The 16,306-nt window shown below is 63.9% G+C and carries 12 protein-coding genes and 1 tRNA gene; 6 read left to right on the plus strand and 7 right to left on the minus strand.

The window, feature by feature from the left end; genetic code table 11:
* Positions 1-250: 250 nt before the first annotated feature.
* From NKJ58_RS13320 to NKJ58_RS13330, 3 genes are read left to right on the plus strand one after another with little or no spacing between them, the layout of a single operon-like run.
* A complete protein-coding gene (locus tag NKJ58_RS13320) occupies positions 251-1,174 on the plus strand; it encodes an ABC transporter permease subunit (RefSeq protein WP_023684574.1) in 924 nt (307 codons plus the stop codon).
* A gap of 9 nt (positions 1,175-1,183) precedes the next feature.
* Positions 1,184-2,311 carry an ABC transporter permease gene (locus NKJ58_RS13325; RefSeq protein WP_352520191.1) on the plus strand — a complete coding sequence of 376 codons (1,128 nt, stop codon included), beginning with the start codon at positions 1,184-1,186 and terminating at the stop codon, positions 2,309-2,311.
* Between the two features lie 32 nt (positions 2,312-2,343).
* On the plus strand, positions 2,344-3,963 hold the full coding sequence (locus NKJ58_RS13330; RefSeq protein ID WP_023698152.1) for an ABC transporter ATP-binding protein: 1,620 nt from the start codon (positions 2,344-2,346) through the stop codon (positions 3,961-3,963).
* A 35-nt stretch (positions 3,964-3,998) separates the two neighbouring features.
* On the opposite strand, the gene NKJ58_RS13335 is transcribed toward NKJ58_RS13330, so the two are convergent.
* Both NKJ58_RS13335 and NKJ58_RS13340 read right to left on the minus strand, forming a co-directional pair.
* Positions 3,999-4,337 carry a hypothetical protein gene (locus NKJ58_RS13335; protein ID WP_023684572.1) on the minus strand — a complete coding sequence of 113 codons (339 nt, stop codon included), beginning with the start codon at positions 4,335-4,337 and terminating at the stop codon, positions 3,999-4,001.
* A 168-nt stretch (positions 4,338-4,505) separates the two neighbouring features.
* Positions 4,506-4,582 (minus strand) — tRNA-Pro (locus NKJ58_RS13340).
* Between the two features lie 200 nt (positions 4,583-4,782).
* On the opposite strand from NKJ58_RS13340, the gene NKJ58_RS13345 reads away from it, so the two are divergent.
* Both NKJ58_RS13345 and NKJ58_RS13350 read left to right on the plus strand, forming a co-directional pair.
* Positions 4,783-6,303 carry a phosphomannomutase/phosphoglucomutase gene (locus NKJ58_RS13345; protein ID WP_352560178.1) on the plus strand — a complete coding sequence of 507 codons (1,521 nt, stop codon included), beginning with the start codon at positions 4,783-4,785 and terminating at the stop codon, positions 6,301-6,303.
* 11 nt (positions 6,304-6,314) lie between these two features.
* The gene (locus tag NKJ58_RS13350) at positions 6,315-8,552 is read left to right on the plus strand and encodes a mannose-1-phosphate guanylyltransferase/mannose-6-phosphate isomerase (RefSeq protein WP_352853279.1); all 2,238 of its coding nucleotides are present in this window, start codon (positions 6,315-6,317) and stop codon (positions 8,550-8,552) included.
* 73 nt (positions 8,553-8,625) lie between these two features.
* Here the strand turns inward: NKJ58_RS13350 and betB are convergent, their stop codons facing one another.
* Genes betB through betI form a run of 5 tightly spaced genes read right to left on the minus strand, consistent with a single transcriptional unit; the run spans position 8,626 to position 14,926 of the window.
* Entirely contained in the window at positions 8,626-10,089 is a 1,464-nt protein-coding gene (gene betB, locus NKJ58_RS13355; protein ID WP_023709830.1) for a betaine-aldehyde dehydrogenase, read from the minus strand.
* Between the two features lie 51 nt (positions 10,090-10,140).
* A complete protein-coding gene (betA, locus tag NKJ58_RS13360) occupies positions 10,141-11,793 on the minus strand; it encodes a choline dehydrogenase (RefSeq protein WP_352853281.1) in 1,653 nt (550 codons plus the stop codon).
* 3 nt (positions 11,794-11,796) lie between these two features.
* Positions 11,797-12,801: a threonine/serine dehydratase family protein gene (locus NKJ58_RS13365; protein WP_352853283.1), complete on the minus strand. Its 1,005-nt coding sequence runs from the start codon at positions 12,799-12,801 to the stop codon at positions 11,797-11,799.
* Positions 12,798-14,327 (minus strand): choline-sulfatase, encoded by a 1,530-nt coding sequence (betC, locus tag NKJ58_RS13370; protein WP_023834450.1) that lies wholly within the window; start codon positions 14,325-14,327, stop codon positions 12,798-12,800. Before betC ends, NKJ58_RS13365 begins: the two co-directional genes overlap by 4 nt.
* 8 nt (positions 14,328-14,335) lie before the next feature.
* On the minus strand, positions 14,336-14,926 hold the full coding sequence (gene betI, locus NKJ58_RS13375; RefSeq protein ID WP_023742680.1) for a choline-binding transcriptional repressor BetI: 591 nt from the start codon (positions 14,924-14,926) through the stop codon (positions 14,336-14,338).
* A 189-nt stretch (positions 14,927-15,115) separates the two neighbouring features.
* On the opposite strand from betI, the gene NKJ58_RS13380 reads away from it, so the two are divergent.
* Positions 15,116-16,282 (plus strand): acetyl-CoA acetyltransferase, encoded by a 1,167-nt coding sequence (locus NKJ58_RS13380; RefSeq protein ID WP_352853285.1) that lies wholly within the window; start codon positions 15,116-15,118, stop codon positions 16,280-16,282.
* The last annotated feature ends 24 nt before the right edge of the window (positions 16,283-16,306 follow it).

The raw sequence follows: 16,306 nt of genomic DNA on the forward strand, positions 1-16,306 counted from the left end.
CCGGCTGCTTTTTTTATTAAACACAACCCTTACTCCCCCCACCCCCCCCCCCCGCCCCCGCCCCAACATCTAACAAACCCCCCCCCCCCCCCCCCCCCCCCCCCCGGGCGCCCCCCCCCGGACTGGTCGGTCATCGCACCGGTCCGAAAGTCGTGGTCGATTTTCGGCAAGCCCGGTGCGAAGATTTGGCGCCGGAGCGTGGCAATGCGTCCGCATGGACGTATGTCGCTCTGGCCGAAGCGGGGCGCCGATGCTGCGATACATCTTACGGCGGCTTCTGACCGCCATTCCGACGCTGTTCGTCATCGTGACCATGGCGTTCTTCCTGATACGCGTCGCACCGGGCGGCCCCTTCAATCAGGAGCGGGGCCTCAGTCCCGAGATCAGGGCCAATCTGGAAGCACAGTTCGGCCTCGACGATCCGCTCTGGCTGCAATATGCCCACTATCTCGGCAATCTTCTGCGCGGCAATTTCGGGCCGAGCTACAATTTGCCTGACTTCACCGTCACCGAACTGTTTGCCAAGGGGCTGCCGATATCGGTCCAGCTCGGCACCTCGGCGCTGATCCTGGCGCTGCTGCTTGGTTCGGTGCTCGGCACCATCGCCGCGCTCAACCAGAACAAGCTTGGCGACTATACGGTGATTGCGCTGGCGACCGCCGGCAGCACTATCCCCACCTTCGTCATCGCTCCTGTGATTCAGCTGGTGTTCGGATTGACCTGGAAGCTGTTGCCGATCGGCGGCTGGGGTGATGGCGCATTGATCAACAAGATCGGCCCGGTGCTGACGCTGGCCTTGCCGCAGATCGCCATCGTTGCCCGCCTGATGCGCGGGTCGATGATCGAGAGCTTGCGTTCGCATCATATCCGAACGGCGCGTGCGCTCGGCCTCTCCGACTGGTCGGTGGTGGTCAAGCACGCGCTGCGCGGCGCCATCCTGCCGATCGTTTCCTTCACCGGCCCCGCAGCCGCGGCGCTGCTCACCGGTTCGGTCATCGTCGAGACCATCTTCTCCATTCCCGGTGTCGGCCGCTATTTCGTCGATGCCGCGCTCAACCGCGACTACACGCTGGTGATGGGGACCGTGGTGGTGATCGCGCTCTTCACCATCGTCTTCAACCTGATCGTCGACGTCATGTACGCGGTCGTCGACCCGAGGGTACGCTATGACTGAGGGTGCGCTATGACTGACATCACAGCCGCCGCCGCTCCGCCGGCCGTCGTCGGCCGCTCGCTCTGGGGCGACGCATGGGCGCGCCTCAAAGCCAACCGCGCCGCCATGTTCAGCCTCTATTACCTGGGCTTCATTGGCGTCATCAGCATCTTCGGCCCCTGGTTCGTGCCGCATCAGTACACCACCATCTATGCCGACTATGTGCGCACGCCGCCAAGCTTTTCAGCCTATCCGAAGCCCGACATGATCGAGACGGCGCTCAAGGATGCCATCAAGCGCATGCGCGTCGACATCAAGGAGTGGAAACTGGACGGCAGTCGCGTCACCGTCACCGTCACCTCGACCAAACCGATCGACGACCGCAACATCCGCTATCTTGACCGCTCCGATGCCTTCGACGATACCAAGATAGAGAGCAAATCGGCCGACGGGCTCGAATTGACTATGACTGCGTCGGTCAAACAGCAGTACTTCCTGTTCGGCACCGACAACACCGGTCGCGATCTTCTCTCGCGAACGCTGATGGCAGGGCGCATCTCGCTGGCCATCGGCCTGCTTGCCGGCATTGTCGCGGTGGTCATCGGCGTCCTCTACGGGGCGGCGGCCGGCTTTTCCGGCGGCAAGATCGACGAGGTGATGATGCGCATCGTCGACGTGCTCTATTCTTTGCCCTTCATTTTCTTTGTCATCATGCTGGTGGTGTTCTTCGGCCGCAACTTCGTGCTGATGTTCCTGGCGGTGGGAGCGGTGCTGTGGCTCGACATGGCGCGCATCGTGCGCGGCCAGGCGCTGTCGATCCGGCGGCAGGAGTATGTCCAGGCGGCCGAAGCCATGGGCGTCGGCCAGCGCGGCATCCTGCTGCGCCATGTCATCCCCAATCTGCTCGGACCAGTGGTGATCTACATGACGCTGCTGGTGCCGCAGGTCATCATCCTGGAAAGCTTTCTGTCCTTCCTCGGCCTTGGCGTGCAGGAACCGATGACCAGCTGGGGCGTGCTCATCTCCGTCGGCGCCAAGAACATCGGCACCGCCAACTGGCTGCTTTTGTTCCCCGCCTTCTTCCTCGTGTCGACGCTGTTTGCGCTGAACTTCGTCGGCGACGGCCTGCGCGATGCGCTCGATCCGAGAGACCGATAATATGGGGACCAAATAAAATGGGGACCGTTGCGATGGAAACGCCCGAAACGATCCTCAGCGTCAAGGACCTTCGCGTCCGCTTCCGCACGCTCGACGGCGCGGTCGAAGCGGTCAAGGGCATCAACATCCACGTCAAGGCAGGGGAAACCGTAGCCGTGGTCGGCGAATCCGGCTCCGGCAAGAGCCAGACCATGATGGCGGCGATGAGCCTGCTGGCGTCCAACGGCGAGGCGACGGGGCACGTCGACTATCGCGGCCGCAACCTTTTGACCATGAGCAAGCCCGACCTCAACAAGGTGCGCGGCGCCAAGATCAGCATGATCTTCCAGGAGCCGATGACCTCGCTCGATCCGCTCTATTCGATCGGCAACCAGCTGATCGAACCAATCCGCAAGCACCGCGGGCTGAACGCAGCCGAGGCACGGAACGAGGCGCTCAAGCTGCTGCGGCTTGTGCATATTCCCGATCCCGAGCGGCGGATGAAATCCTATCCGCACGAAATGTCGGGCGGCCAGCGCCAGCGCGTCATGATTGCCATGGCGCTCGCCAACGACCCCGACATCCTGATCGCCGACGAGCCGACGACGGCGCTCGACGTCACCATCCAGGCGCAGATCCTGGTGCTGCTCGCCGAATTGCAGCGCAAGCTCGGCATGGCCATCGTCTTTATCACCCACGATCTCGGCATCGTCCGGCGCTTTGCCGACCGCGTCTATGTCATGCGCTATGGCGAGGTGGTCGAGGAAGGCGAGGCGGAAGCACTTTTCGCCAACCCGCAGCATGCCTATACCAAAATGCTGCTGGCCGCCGAACCGACCGGCACCAAGGCGGCGCCGCCGCCCAGCGCTCCTGTGCTGCTGGAGGGCCGCAATGTCGAAGTGACCTTCAAGATCGGCGGCGGCTTCCTTGCCGGCGAACCGCTGCTGCTACGCGCCGTCGATCACATTTCGATCCGGCTGAAGCGCAACCAGACCATCGGTATCGTCGGCGAGTCCGGTTCGGGAAAATCGACGCTCGGCCGCGCACTTCTGCGCCTGTTGCCCAGCGACGGTGTCATCCGCTTCGGCGACCGCGACATCTCCACCGCCGACCGCCATGCGATGCGGCCGCTGCGACGTGAGATGCAACTCGTCTTCCAGGATCCGTTCGGCTCGCTGTCGCCGCGCATGACCGTCGGCCAGATCATCACCGAAGGGCTTCTGGTGCATGAGCCGAACCTGTCAGGCAAGCAACGCGATCAGCGCGCCGTCGAGGCCTTGCTCGAGGTCGGCCTCGACCCCAACGCACGCAACCGCTACCCGCACGAATTCTCCGGCGGCCAGCGCCAGCGCATCGCCATCGCGCGTGCAGTGATCCTGAAGCCCAAACTGGTGGTGCTGGACGAGCCGACTTCGGCGCTCGACCGCTCGGTGCAGAAGCAGATCGTCGAATTGCTGCGCAAGCTGCAGGCCGACCACGAACTGTCCTACCTCTTCATCAGCCACGATCTCTCCGTGGTGCGCGCCATGGCCGACTACATCATCGTCATGAGGCAGGGCAAGATCGTCGAGGAAGGCCCGACGGAAGAGATCTTCAGCAACCCGCAGGCCGCCTACACCCAGACGCTGATGGCTGCGGCGATCGATGTCACGCGCTTCAGGCTGAGTGCTTAAGGCGTGACGTTCAGCAGATAGGTAGGGCCAGTTCGCTAGCCCGCTGACCTGGGGCATCTGTTGGCCCTTGTCGCGACAATGGCCTCTTGCCGCTGCTTCAGCAGTTCGATTCTGGCCGTCTCACGCTTGGCCACTGCGCTCTTCACGCGCGTGCCGCCGAGCAGCCAGTTCGGCACGCTGGTGTTGGCGACCTTGCCGCGGGTGATGGCGGTTTGCGAGATGTCGCGCGCGGTATCGCCTACGGCGGTGTTGAGCTCGGCGCATGTCATGCTGTCGTATTTCGCCGGGTTCACCGCGCTGCCCAGCGATGAGCAGCCTGCCGCCAGGGACAAAGCGAGCAGCGCTGACAGCCGGCTTGAAATCAACAAATTCATCTTCCGCAAACCTCGTTCCGGCCGCTGTCTCGGCGGCATTCCTATTATCGAGGTAGCGCGGAAGGTTGTCGCGTCAAAACACCATGCTGACAGCGACGCCGACGCGGCCGGTTTGCATCAAGCTATCTTGTGGGTCGGGAGAACAAACACCTAAGTGTCTGTTTTTTCTGGTCGGAGTGGCAGGATTTGAACCTGCGACCCCCTCGTCCCGAACGAGGTGCGCTACCAGGCTGCGCTACACTCCGTGACCAGACCGCGGGCTTATAGCTGCCGCATACCGTTCCTGCAAGCGGCAATGGCAGCGCTTCTGTCGCATTCCGTTGGCTTTCGTTGGGCATTGCCGCAAAGCTTGGCTTTCCCTCCCGGGATAAACCTGGCTTAAAGCCTTGTGTGCTAGGCAGCAGCCTCGATAAATCGTGTTTTCGCCATCTGGAGCTTTGCTGCCTTGCCCCTGAAAATCGTAGGCGACGCCCGGCCCAACAGCTTCGAATTCGAAACCGAAGCGCTGATCAAGGCGTCCGGCTTTCGCGAATACGACGCGCGCTGGTGGTTTGGCCATGCCGGTTCGACGCAACCGCCGGACCTGAACCTGATCGGCGTCCAAGCGTTGGGCATGGGCCTGGGCACTTTGATCCGCCGTCTTGGCGCGGGTCCCGACATCGTCACCGGGCATGATTTCCGCTCCTATTCGCTTGCCATCAAGCTGGCGCTGGTTTCCGGCTTGATGGCTGCGGGCGCAAAGGTGAAAGACATTGGCCTGGCGCTGTCGCCCATGGCCTATTTCGCCCAGTTCGCGCTCGACGCGCCTTCCGTCGCCATGGTCACGGCATCGCACAACGAGAATGGCTGGACCGGAGTCAAGATGGGTGCGGCGAGGCCGCTCACCTTCGGACCGGAGGAGATGAGCGCCCTGAAACAGATCGTGCTGTCGGGCGATTTCGATCTCGCCGGCGGCGGTTGCTACGAATTCGTCTCCGGTTTTCGCGAGACCTATCTCGACGACCTGACCCAGGACAAGCGCATCGCGCGCAAGATCAGGGTTGTGGCGGCTTGCGGCAACGGCACTGCCGGCGCCTTCGCGCCACAGGCGCTGGAGCGCATCGGTTGCGAGGTGATCCGGCTCGATGTCGAGCTCGACCACAGTTTTCCCCGCTATAACCCCAACCCCGAAGACATGCAGATGCTGCACGCCATCCGCGACAAGGTGCTGGAGACCGGCGCCGATGTCGGGCTGGGCTTCGACGGCGACGGCGACCGTTGCGGCGTGGTCGACAATGAGGGCAACGAGATCTTCGCCGACAAGGTCGGCGTCATGCTGGCGCGTGACATCTCCAGCCAGCATTCCAGCTCGACTTTCGTCGTCGACGTCAAGTCGACCGGCCTGTTCCACACCGACAGCGTCCTGCGCGCCAATGGCGCGGTCACCGATTACTGGAAGACCGGCCATTCCTACATCAAGCGCCGCGTCGCCGAGCTTGGCGCCGTCGCCGGATTCGAGAAGTCGGGCCATTTTTTCTTCAATCCGCCGATCGGCCGCGGCTATGATGACGGTCTCATCACGGCAATAGCCATATGTGAGATGCTCGTCCGCAACCCCACAAGTTCGATGGCCGATCTCTATCGCGCGCTGCCGCTGACCTTCGGCACGCCGACCATGTCGCCGCATTGCGCCGATGACGTGAAATACGGCGTGGTCGATCGGGTGGTGGCGGACTTCCAGGCGATGCAGCGCGCCGGCAAGGCTTTTGCCGGCCAGAAGATCGCCGACCTGATCACCGTCAACGGCGTGCGCATCGTGGCCGAAGATGGCACCTGGGGCCTGGTACGGGCGTCGTCGAACAAGCCGGAGCTTGTCGTGGTTGTCGAAAGCCCGGTATCGTCCGACCGCCGCCGGCAGATGTTCGAGGCGGTCGACGCCGTGCTGCGCCGCAGCCCCGAAGTCGGCGCTTACAACCAGACGTTCTGATTGGACCTTTCATGAGCGAGCGCATCGTCAGTTTTGTCATGAGCGGCGGTGTCGGTTCGCGGCTGTGGCCGCTGTCGCGCGAGGACAACCCGAAACAGTTCCACGATCTTTCCGGCGACGGCTCGATGCTGGCCAAGACACTGCGCCGGCTGACGGCGCGGCCGGAGGGCGAAACGCCGATCTTCCTGATCGCCGCCGAGCGCCATGCCGAGCGCGTGCATGCCGACCTTGCCGGCCTCGACCTCGCCGGCGGTGGCCCGCTGTTCGAGCCGACCGGGCGCAACACGGCTGCCGCCGTGGCGCTGGCCGCGCTGCGCACATTGTCGGAGTTCGGCGACAGCCTGGTGCTGGTGGTGCCGTCAGACCATGAAATCGCCACGCCCAAGCAGTTCTGGCAGAGCGTCGAGGCGGGCAGCCAGGCAGCGCTTGCCGGCCGTCTGGTGGTGTTCGGCATCAAGCCGACGCAGCCCGAGACCGGCTATGGCTATATCGAAGTCGCAGCCGAAAGCGCTGGCGTCTTCGACGTGTCGCGCTTCGTCGAAAAGCCCGACCTCGCCATCGCGCAGAGCTATCTCAGGGCGGGCACCTTCTACTGGAACACCGGCATTTTCCTGTTTCGCGCCGGCGCCATGCGCGATGCATTTGCGGCCTTCCAGCCCGACATCTGGGAGGCCACCCAAGCGGCCTACAAGGCAGCGACTTCGGATCTGTCCGGCCTCTATATGCCGCTCGACCTCTACGCCGCCATCCCGTCGAACTCGATCGACTACGCCATCATGGAACGGGCCAAGGACATCGCCATGGTGCCGGCCGGCTTTCGCTGGAACGACCTCGGCTCCTGGCAGTCGCTGCTCGATGTCGGCCCTGCTGATGCCAATGGCAATGTCGTCGTCGGCGATGTTGTCGCCATCGATTGCGAGAACTCCTACATCAGAAGCGACGGCCGGCTTTTGTCGGCTATCGGCATGAAGGACGTCGCGATCGTCTCGACGGCGGACGCCACCTTCGTCGCACCGGTCAGCCACAGCCAGCACGTCAAGAAGATCGTCGAGCAGCTGGAGAAATCGGGACGGCTGGAAACCAGGTTTACGCCGGCACACGACCGCGTCATCGAGAGCGGCGCCTGGCGTCGGCGCGTGCATCACTGGCTGTTCGAGGAGACCTTGCCGCTGTGGTCAACTTCAGGCGTCGATGAGCGTCATGGCGGCTTCCACGAGGCGCTGGGTTTCGATGGCAATCCGCTGTTGAAGCCCAAGCGTATGCGCACGACGGCCAGACAGGTCTATGCCTTTGCGGTCGCCAGGGCACGCGGCTGGGACGGTCCGGCGGACCGGTTGATTAGCCACGGCATCGCCTTCATGGCCGGCAAGGGCCGCACCGAGAGAGGCGGCTGGGTGCGCACGCTCAATGTCGACGGCTCCGTCGCCGACCCAACCGAGGATGCCTACGACCATTCCTGCGTGCTGCTGGCGCTGGCGCATGCGCATATGTGCGGCAATCCGGATGCGCTGCGGCTGGGCCAGGAGACCTTCGTGTTCCTCGACGCGCATCTCGAGGACAGCCGCATGACCGGCTTCCTCGAGACGTCGGACGGCGAGGGCGAGCGGCGCTCCAACCCGCATATGCATCTGCTCGAGGCCTTCCTCGCCTGGTATAAGGCGACCGGCGACCGCACCTATCTGCGCCGCGCCGCGCGCATCATCGACCTTTTCCGCAGTCATTTCTTCGATGCCGAGAGCTGGACGCTGGGCGAATATTTCGACGCCGGGTGGAAGCCGGCCGCCGGCGAGAAGGGCACATGGACCGAGCCCGGCCATCATTTCGAATGGGCCTCGCTGCTCACCGATTTCGTCGCCCGCAGCGGCCAGGGCGAGTTGAGCAATTTTGCCCGCAAGCTCTACGCCTCGGCCATCGCCAACGGCCTCAACCGCGCCACCGGCCTTGCCTACGGCGCGGTCTCCAGACAGGGCCTGCCGCTCGACCTTGTGTCGCGGAGCTGGCCACAGGCCGAAGCGATCAAGGCGGCGATTGCGCTGGATGGCTCGGGTGGTCCCGACCTCAAGCCCGAAATCGAGGCGCGCGTCGGCCGGCTATTCCGCTGGCACATCGACCCGGCGCCGCTCGGCCTGTGGATCGACCGCATCGACGAACGCGGCCGCTCCTTGGCATCGGACGTGCCGGCCAGCATCTTCTATCATCTGGTCTGCGCGCTGACGCAGTATCTTGATGGGACAGCGCAGAAGGGGTGAGGTTGTTGAGAGGCCGGTGCGAGGCACCCCCCTCTGCCGTGCAGGGCAGAGGGGGGTGCCTCGCGCCAACCCCTCAATACGGGCTCGCTACATCCCCGGTCTCGACATACACCGCCTTCAGCTGCGAATAGAGCGCTAAAGCCGCCAGCGAGTTCTCGCGCCCGATGCCGGATTGCTTCACCCCGCCAAACGGAATTTCCACCGGCGTCAGATTGTAGGCGTTTATCCAGCAGGTGCCGGCCTGCAGTTCGGCGATCACCCTATGAGCGCGCTGCAGGTCGCGGGTGAAGACGCCGGCGGCGAGGCCGAATTCGGTGTCGTTGGCGCGGTCGATCACCTCGTCCTCGCCGTCGAACTTCAGCACGCTCATCACCGGCCCGAAAATCTCCTCGCGCGCAATGCGCATCTTATCGGTGACACCGGTGAACACGGTTGGTTCTACAAAGAAGCCGCCATCGAACCCTTGCAGCGACGGCACGTTGCCACCGCAGGCGAGCGTTGCTCCATCCTGCCTGCCGGCCGCGATGTAGGAAACGACCTTCTCCTGCTGCGCCTTGTTGACCAGCGGCCCCATCTGCGTCTCAGGATCGAGCGGATCGCCGATGCGGATCTTTTTCGTCCGCTCGACCAGCCGGTCGACGAAGCGGTCATGGATGCCGCTTTGTACGAAAACACGCGTGCCGTTGGAGCAGATCTGCCCGCTCGAATAGAAATTGCCGAGCATGGCGCCGCCGATGGCGTTTTCGAGATCGGCATCGTCGAACACGATCAGCGGCGACTTGCCGCCGAGTTCCATCGTCGCATGCTTCATCTTCGAACCGGCGAGCGACAGCACCTTGCGGCCGGTCGGCACCGAGCCGGTCACCGAAACCTTGGCAACGACATCATGGCCGACGAGGCCGGCGCCGACTTCGCCATAGCCTTGCACGACGTTGAACAGCCCGTCGGGCAGGCCCGCCTCTGAGTAGATCTCGGCCAGCGCCAGCGCCGACAGCGGCGTGTTCTCCGAAGGCTTGAATACCATGGCGTTGCCCATGGCGAGCGCCGGGGCGGATTTCCAGCCGGCGATCTGGATCGGATAGTTCCAGGCGCCGATGCCGACGCACACACCGAGCGCCTCGCGGCGCGTATAGGCAAAAGGTCCACCAAGATCGATCGCCTCGCCGTTGAAGGCGGCAACCGCGCCGCCGAAATATTCGAGGCAGTCGGCGGCCGATAGTGCATCCGCCACCAGCGTCTCCTGGATCGCTTTGCCCGTGTCGAGCGTCTCGATCCGCGCCAGATCGGCGTTGCGCGCGCGCAAAATGTCGGCGGCGCGGCGCAGGATGCGGCCACGCTCGACCGGCTTCATCCGCGCCCAGGCCGGTTGTGCGGCCCGCGCGGCTTCGATGGCGAGCTCCAGCACGTTCGGAGTCGCCGAATGCAAAGTGGCGATGACCTCACCGGTCGCCGGATAGATCACCGGCAGCGGCGCGCCGCCTTCGTCCTCGATGTAGCGGCCGTTGACATAGTGCGATGCCGTTGGCTGGGCGCGCATGCTGTTCTCCAGATGTATTCGCTATTGCGGAGCAGTCCGCCGGACAATGCCCTATCGATCCGCCACCTGCCAGCGCGGATTGATCCAGGGTTCCTGGTTGGATGGCGCCAGCGGCGTGCGGCCGAGAATGTGGTCGGAGGCCTTTTCGCCGGTCATGATCGAGGGCGCGTTGAGATTGCCATTGGTGACGCGCGGAAAGATCGAGGAGTCGGCGACCCGCAACCCGTCGATGCCGATGACGCGGCACTCCGGATCGACGACGCTCGTGATGTCATCGGCCCGACCCATCTTGCAGGTGCCGCACGGGTGATAGGCGCTCTCGGCATGATCCCGGATGAAGGCGTCGAGATCCTCGTCCGACTGGACATGCGAACCCGGCGAGATTTCCTTGCCGCGGAAGCCGTCAAAAGCCTTCTGGCCGAAGATCTCGCGGGTCAGCCGGATGCAGTGGCGGAACTCGGTCCAGTCGTCTGGATGCGACATGTAGTTGAAGCGGATGACCGGCGTCGCTTTCGGGTCGGGCGAGCGCAGCGTCACCGAACCGCGCGACTTCGACCGCATCGGCCCGACATGCGCCTGGAAGCCATGGGCCTTCGCCGCCGCCTTGCCGTCATAGCGCACCGCAGCCGGGATGAAGTGATACTGGATGTCGGGGTAGTCGACGCCGGCCTGCGAGCGCACGAAGGCTGCGGCCTCGAAATGGTTGGTGGCGCCGAGGCCGGTCTTGAAGAACAGCCACTGCGCCCCGATCAGCGCCTTGGAGAATGGGTTGAGAACCGAATTCAGCGTGATCGGCTGGGTCGATTCCTGCTGGATGTAGAGCTCCATATGATCCTGCAGATTGCGGCCGACACCGGGCCGGTCGGACACGACCTGGATGCCGTTCTCCTTGAGATGCGCGGCCGGGCCGATACCGGATAGCATCAGGATCTTGGGCGAATTGATCGATGATGCGGCAACGATCACCTCACGTCGCGCCTTAACGACCTGAATCTGTTTGTGAGCTTCGATCTCGACTCCGACGGCACGCTGATTCTCGATGATCACCCGGCGGGCGAAGCCTCTGATCACGCTGACATTTTGCCGCTTGAGCGCCGGCTTCAGATAGGCTGACGCCGCCGACCAGCGGCGGCCGCCGCGTATGGTCTGCTCCATCGGCCCGAAGCCTTCCTGCTTCGAACCATTGTAGTCGTCGGTCAGTTCGAACCCGGCTTGGCGGCCGGCCTCGACAAAGGCGCCGTAGAGCGGATTCTTGCGCGGGCCACGCTGGACGTGCAGCGGGCCGCCATGGCCGCGCCAGCCGTCCTCGCCCCGGTCACTGTCCTCCATGCGCTTGAAATAGGGCAGCACGTCGGCGAAGCCCCAGCCGGCTGCCCCCTGTTCGGCCCAGTGGTCGAAGTCGCGTGCGTGGCCCCTGACATAGACCATGCCGTTGATCGAGGACGAGCCGCCGATCACCTTGCCGCGTGGCGTCGCCAGCACGCGGCCGCCGAGATGCGGCTCTGGTTCGCTGGCAAAGCCCCAGTCGTAAAGGCTCATATTGAGCGGGATCGACAGCGCCGACGGCATCTGGATCAGCGGCCCGATATCGGTACCGCCGAACTCGATGACGATCACCGAATGCTTGCCGTCTTCCGACAGTCGGTAGGCCATGGCCGAGCCGGCCGAGCCGGAGCCGATGATGACGAAGTCTGCTTCAAGCATGGTTCACATGCGCCCATCGTTCATATGCGAAATAAAATCGGCGAGCGAGACATTGCCGCCGGTAGCCATGACCAGGACCGTTTTACCCGTCACATCCACCTTGCCGCCGAGGAGCGCCGCCAGAGAGGCGGCGCCCGATGGCTCGAGCACCAGCTTCATCCGTTCGAAGGCGATCTTCATTGCCCGCCGCACGGAGGCATCATCGACGGTGATGCCGCGCACGCCGGCGGTCTTGACCGCCGCAAACGGCGCGTCGCCCGGCCGCCGCGACATCAGCCCGTCGCAAATCGATTTCGGCGCGATCGGCATGGTCTCGATGGCGCCATGCGCTAGCGATGCACCCATGCCGTTGAAGCCTTCCGGCTCGACGCCGATGATCTCGGTTGCCGGCGACAGATAGTGGAAGGCGAGCGACATGCCGCCGATCAGTCCGCCGCCGCCGACCGAGCAGAACAGAAGTTCGGCACTGGCGTCCTTTGCCTCGAATTGTTCGAGCGCTTCGAGCCCGGCGCCGGCCTGGCCGGCAACGATCTCCGGATCGTCGAATGGATGCAGCAACGCCAGCCCTTCGGTCTCGGCAATCTCGCGGGCCTTGGCGGCTGCGACCTCTTCACGGGCGCGCTCGCCATGATCGGTCAGCACGACGCGCGCGCCATAACCTGCGGTCGCATCGCGCTTGGCGGCCGGCGCGTCGATCGGCATGACGATGGTGACGGGAATGCCGAGCGCCTGGCCGGCAGCCGCCAACCCTTGCGCGAAATTGCCGGAGGAGTAGGCGACGACGCCTTTTCTGGCCTCATCCGGCGACAGCCGCTTCAACCGCCAATAGGCCCCGCGCACCTTGAACGATCCCGCCCATTGCAGCGATTCCGGTTTGATGAAGACGCGGGCCGCACCCGTCTCCTTGGCCAAGGCTGTCGATTCCAGCAAAGGCGTGATCTGCGTCGCCTTCGACGTCACGGCATAGGCCTGTCTGAGGTGCTCGAGGGAGGGGACAATTGTCATCATTCGCCTCGCGGAAAGCGTTTCTGTTCCTCGAGATTGTCGAGGTTCATGTGGTTGCGCATGTAGCGTTCCGACGCCTTCTGCAGTGGCTGGAACTCCCAGGGGTAATGCGTGCCGTTGCGCAGCGCGGGATAAACCACCCAGCGCCGCGCCTGGCTGACGCGCACCGCGGCATCGAAGGCCGCCATGTCCCAGCGCGCCCGCACTGCTCCTGTGAAGGCGGCCACCAGATCGGCATGCGCCGGATCGGCGGCAAGATTGGTGCGTTCTTGCGGATCGGCTTCGAGATCGAACAGAAGCGGCGGGTCGATCTCGCAATGGATGAATTTGTAGCGGCCGTCGCGGATCGCCACCAACGGCGCGTTGGAGCCCTCGGCGGCATATTCCATCAGCACCGGCGCGGTGCGCTGTCCGCCATCAAGCAACGGCAGCAGCGACTGGCCATCGGTCCACGGTGCGATCGCGGAGATGTCGATGCCGGCGAGATCGCACAATGTCGGCGTCACGTCGAGGTTGGAGACCGGCGCCTCGATCAGCCCTGCAGGAATGCCTTTGCCGGCGATCATCAAAGGTACTCGCGCCGAGCCCTCGAAAAAATTCATCTTGAACCACAGGCCGCGCTCGCCAAGCATGTCGCCATGGTCGGAGCAGAACAGGATGATGGTGTCGTCCAGCATGCGCGTTCGCTCCAGCACTGACATCAACTCGCCGACCTTGTCGTCGAGATAGGAGATGTTGGCGTAGTAGCCGCGCCGCGAGCGGCGGATCTGCTCGGGCGTGATGTTGAAACTGTCGTAGTCGCTGGCCCGGTAAAGCCGTTGCGAATGCGGGTCCTGATGGGCATAGGGGATGAATCCCACCTCCGGCTCAAGCGCCGGACAGTCTTCATAGAGATCCCAATATTGCCGCCGTGCGACATAGGGGTCGTGCGGGTGGGTGAAGGAAACCGTCAGGCACCAGGGCCGGCTGGCCTCGTCCTCGGAGGTGCGGGCAAGATCGTAGAGTTTTTGCACCGCGTGGAAGGCGACCTCGTCGTCATACTCCATCTGGTTGGTGATCTCGGCAACGCCGGCGCCGGTGACCGAGCCCAGATTGTGATACCACCAGTCGATGCGCTCGCCGGGCTTGCGGTAATCCGGCGTCCAGCCGAAATCGGCGGGATAGATGTCGGTGGTCAGCCGCTCCTCGAAACCGTGCAACTGGTCCGGCCCGACGAAATGCATCTTGCCCGACAGGCAGGTGTAGTAGCCGGCGCTGCGCAGATGATGCGCATAGGTCGGGATCGAGGAAGCGAATTCGGCGGCGTTGTCATAGACCTGGGTGCGCGACGGCAATTGCCCGCTCATGAAAGCGGCGCGGCCCGGCGCGCAAAGCGGCGAGGCCGTGTAGTTGTTGCCGAAGCGCGCCGAGCGTGCGGCCAGCGCCTTGAGATGCGGCACATGCAGGAAGTCCGCCGGCCCGTCCGCAAACAGCGTGCCGTTGAGCTGATCGACCATGACGATCAGGATGTTGGGTCGCCTTGATATCACTGAGGCTGTCACTGTGTCTGTCGCCCGCCGAGTTTGATTTCGAGATAATCTTCGACCAGCGCGATCGCGGTTTGAGCATCCGGCACGCCGTCCTTCAGCGCGCGCCTGATGTACAGCCCGTCGATCATCGCCGCGACCGCTTCCGCCGCGCGGTCGGCCTCGTTGCGCGGCAGTATGCCGGTCAGTCCGCTCATCAGGTTCGAGTGCAGCCGCCGCGCATAGACCCTGAGCAGCCGGCGCAGGGCCGATGATTTCTGTGCCTCGACATAAAAGGCGAGCCAGGCCGCGATGGTTTCCGGCCGGAACTGGATGTCGGAGAAGTTGACGGCGACCACCGCCGAGACGCGTTCGCGCGGCGAGCCGGCGGATTGCAGGGCGCGCCGCATGTCGATGGTCAGTTCGGCCAGTATGTGCCGCATCGTCGCCAGCAGCAGTTCGTCCTTGGCGCCGAAATAGTGGTGGGCAAGGGCCGACGACACGCCCGCCCGTCCGGCGATCTCCGACATGGTCACATCAAGCGAGCCGCGCTCGCCGATCGCCGAGATCGTCGCGTCGATGAGCGCCTTGCGGCGCAACGGTTCCATTCCGACTTTCGGCATTGGGGAGATCCAGATCAAAACCGAGATTATTTTTTATTGACGGATCAATCAATAAAAAACTCGCGCTCGGATCAACCGATCGTGTCGCTCTGGCCCATCCCTTGGACTGGAAAACGGTTCACTGTTGAACAATATTAGAGGCTGATGCCGCGCTATGACATGTTAGGCTTGCGGCGAACGGAGGTTGCCATGACCGCATGCATCGTCGGCTGGGCGCATTCGCGCTTCGGCAAGCTTGAAGCCCAGACGCTCGAGGGCCTGATCACAAAGGTCGCGGTCGACGCGCTCGACCATGCCGGCATTGGCCCGGACGAGGTCGACGAGATCGTGCTCGGCCATTTCAACGCCGGCTTCTCCCCTCAGGATTTTACCGCCAGCCTGGTGCTGCAGGCCGATGACCGGCTGCGCTTCAAGCCGGCGACGCGGGTCGAGAACGCCTGCGCCACGGGTTCGGCAGCGCTCCGCCAAGGCATCCGCGCCATCGACGCCAATGCCGCCCGCATCGTGCTGGTGGTCGGTGCCGAGCAGATGACGACGACCCCCGGCCCCGAGATCGGCAAGAACCTGCTCAAGGCTTCCTATCTGCCGGAGGAGGGCGACACGCCGGCCGGTTTCGCTGGCGTCTTCGGCAAGATCGCGCAGGCCTATTTCCAGCGTTATGGCGACCAGTCGGACGCGCTGGCGATGATCGCCGCCAAGAACCACAAGAACGGCGTCGACAATCCGTACGCGCAGATGCGTAAGGATTTCGGTTACGAATTCTGCCGCCAGGAAAGCGAGAAGAACCCCTTCGTCGCCGGTCCGCTGAAGCGCACCGATTGCTCCCTGGTTTCCGATGGCGCCGCCGCTCTTGTGCTCACCGACACCTCGACGGCGCTGAAGATGCGCCGCGCCGTCGCCTTCCGCGCCAACGAGCATGTCCAGGATTTCCTGCCGATGTCGAAGCGTGACATCCTGTCCTTCGAAGGCTGCGAGCAAGCCTGGAACCAGGCTTTGAAGAAGGCCGGCGTGACGCTCGACGACCTCTCCTTCGTCGAGACGCATGACTGCTTCACCATTGCCGAGCTGATCGAATATGAGGCGATGGGCCTAGCCAAGCCGGGCGAGGGCGGCAGGCTGGCGCTAGACGGCACGACTGCAAAAGACGGCAGGCTGCCGGTCAACCCTTCGGGCGGGCTGAAGGCCAAGGGCCATCCGATCGGCGCCACCGGTGTGTCGATGCATGTGCTGACCGCCATGCAGTTGACCGGCGAAGCAGGCGGCATCCAGGTGCCGGACGCAAAGCTTGGCGGCATCTTCAACATGGGTGGCGCTGCCGTCGCCAACTACGTTTCCATCCTCGACCGGATCAGGTAGAAGCGGCCCGTATTTTTCGGGGTG

This window comes from Mesorhizobium sp. M0139, assembly GCF_040322455.1.
Lineage (GTDB): Bacteria > Pseudomonadota > Alphaproteobacteria > Rhizobiales > Rhizobiaceae > Mesorhizobium.

Bases quoted from the DNA above. Each gene is read 5' to 3' on its own strand.
- NKJ58_RS13365 (WP_352853283.1), bottom strand. From the start codon at position 12,801: ATGATGACAATTGTCCCCTCCCTCGAGCACCTCAGACAGGCCTATGCC.
- betB (WP_023709830.1), bottom strand. From the start codon at position 10,089: ATGCGCGCCCAGCCAACGGCATCGCACTATGTCAACGGCCGCTACATC.
- NKJ58_RS13325 (WP_352520191.1), top strand. From the start codon at position 1,184: ATGACTGACATCACAGCCGCCGCCGCTCCGCCGGCCGTCGTCGGCCGC.
- NKJ58_RS13335 (WP_023684572.1), bottom strand. From the start codon at position 4,337: ATGAATTTGTTGATTTCAAGCCGGCTGTCAGCGCTGCTCGCTTTGTCC.
- betI (WP_023742680.1), bottom strand. From the start codon at position 14,926: ATGCCGAAAGTCGGAATGGAACCGTTGCGCCGCAAGGCGCTCATCGAC.
- NKJ58_RS13350 (WP_352853279.1), top strand. From the start codon at position 6,315: ATGAGCGAGCGCATCGTCAGTTTTGTCATGAGCGGCGGTGTCGGTTCG.
- NKJ58_RS13380 (WP_352853285.1), top strand. From the start codon at position 15,116: ATGACCGCATGCATCGTCGGCTGGGCGCATTCGCGCTTCGGCAAGCTT.
- NKJ58_RS13320 (WP_023684574.1), top strand. From the start codon at position 251: ATGCTGCGATACATCTTACGGCGGCTTCTGACCGCCATTCCGACGCTG.
- NKJ58_RS13330 (WP_023698152.1), top strand. From the start codon at position 2,344: ATGGAAACGCCCGAAACGATCCTCAGCGTCAAGGACCTTCGCGTCCGC.
- betA (WP_352853281.1), bottom strand. From the start codon at position 11,793: ATGCTTGAAGCAGACTTCGTCATCATCGGCTCCGGCTCGGCCGGCTCG.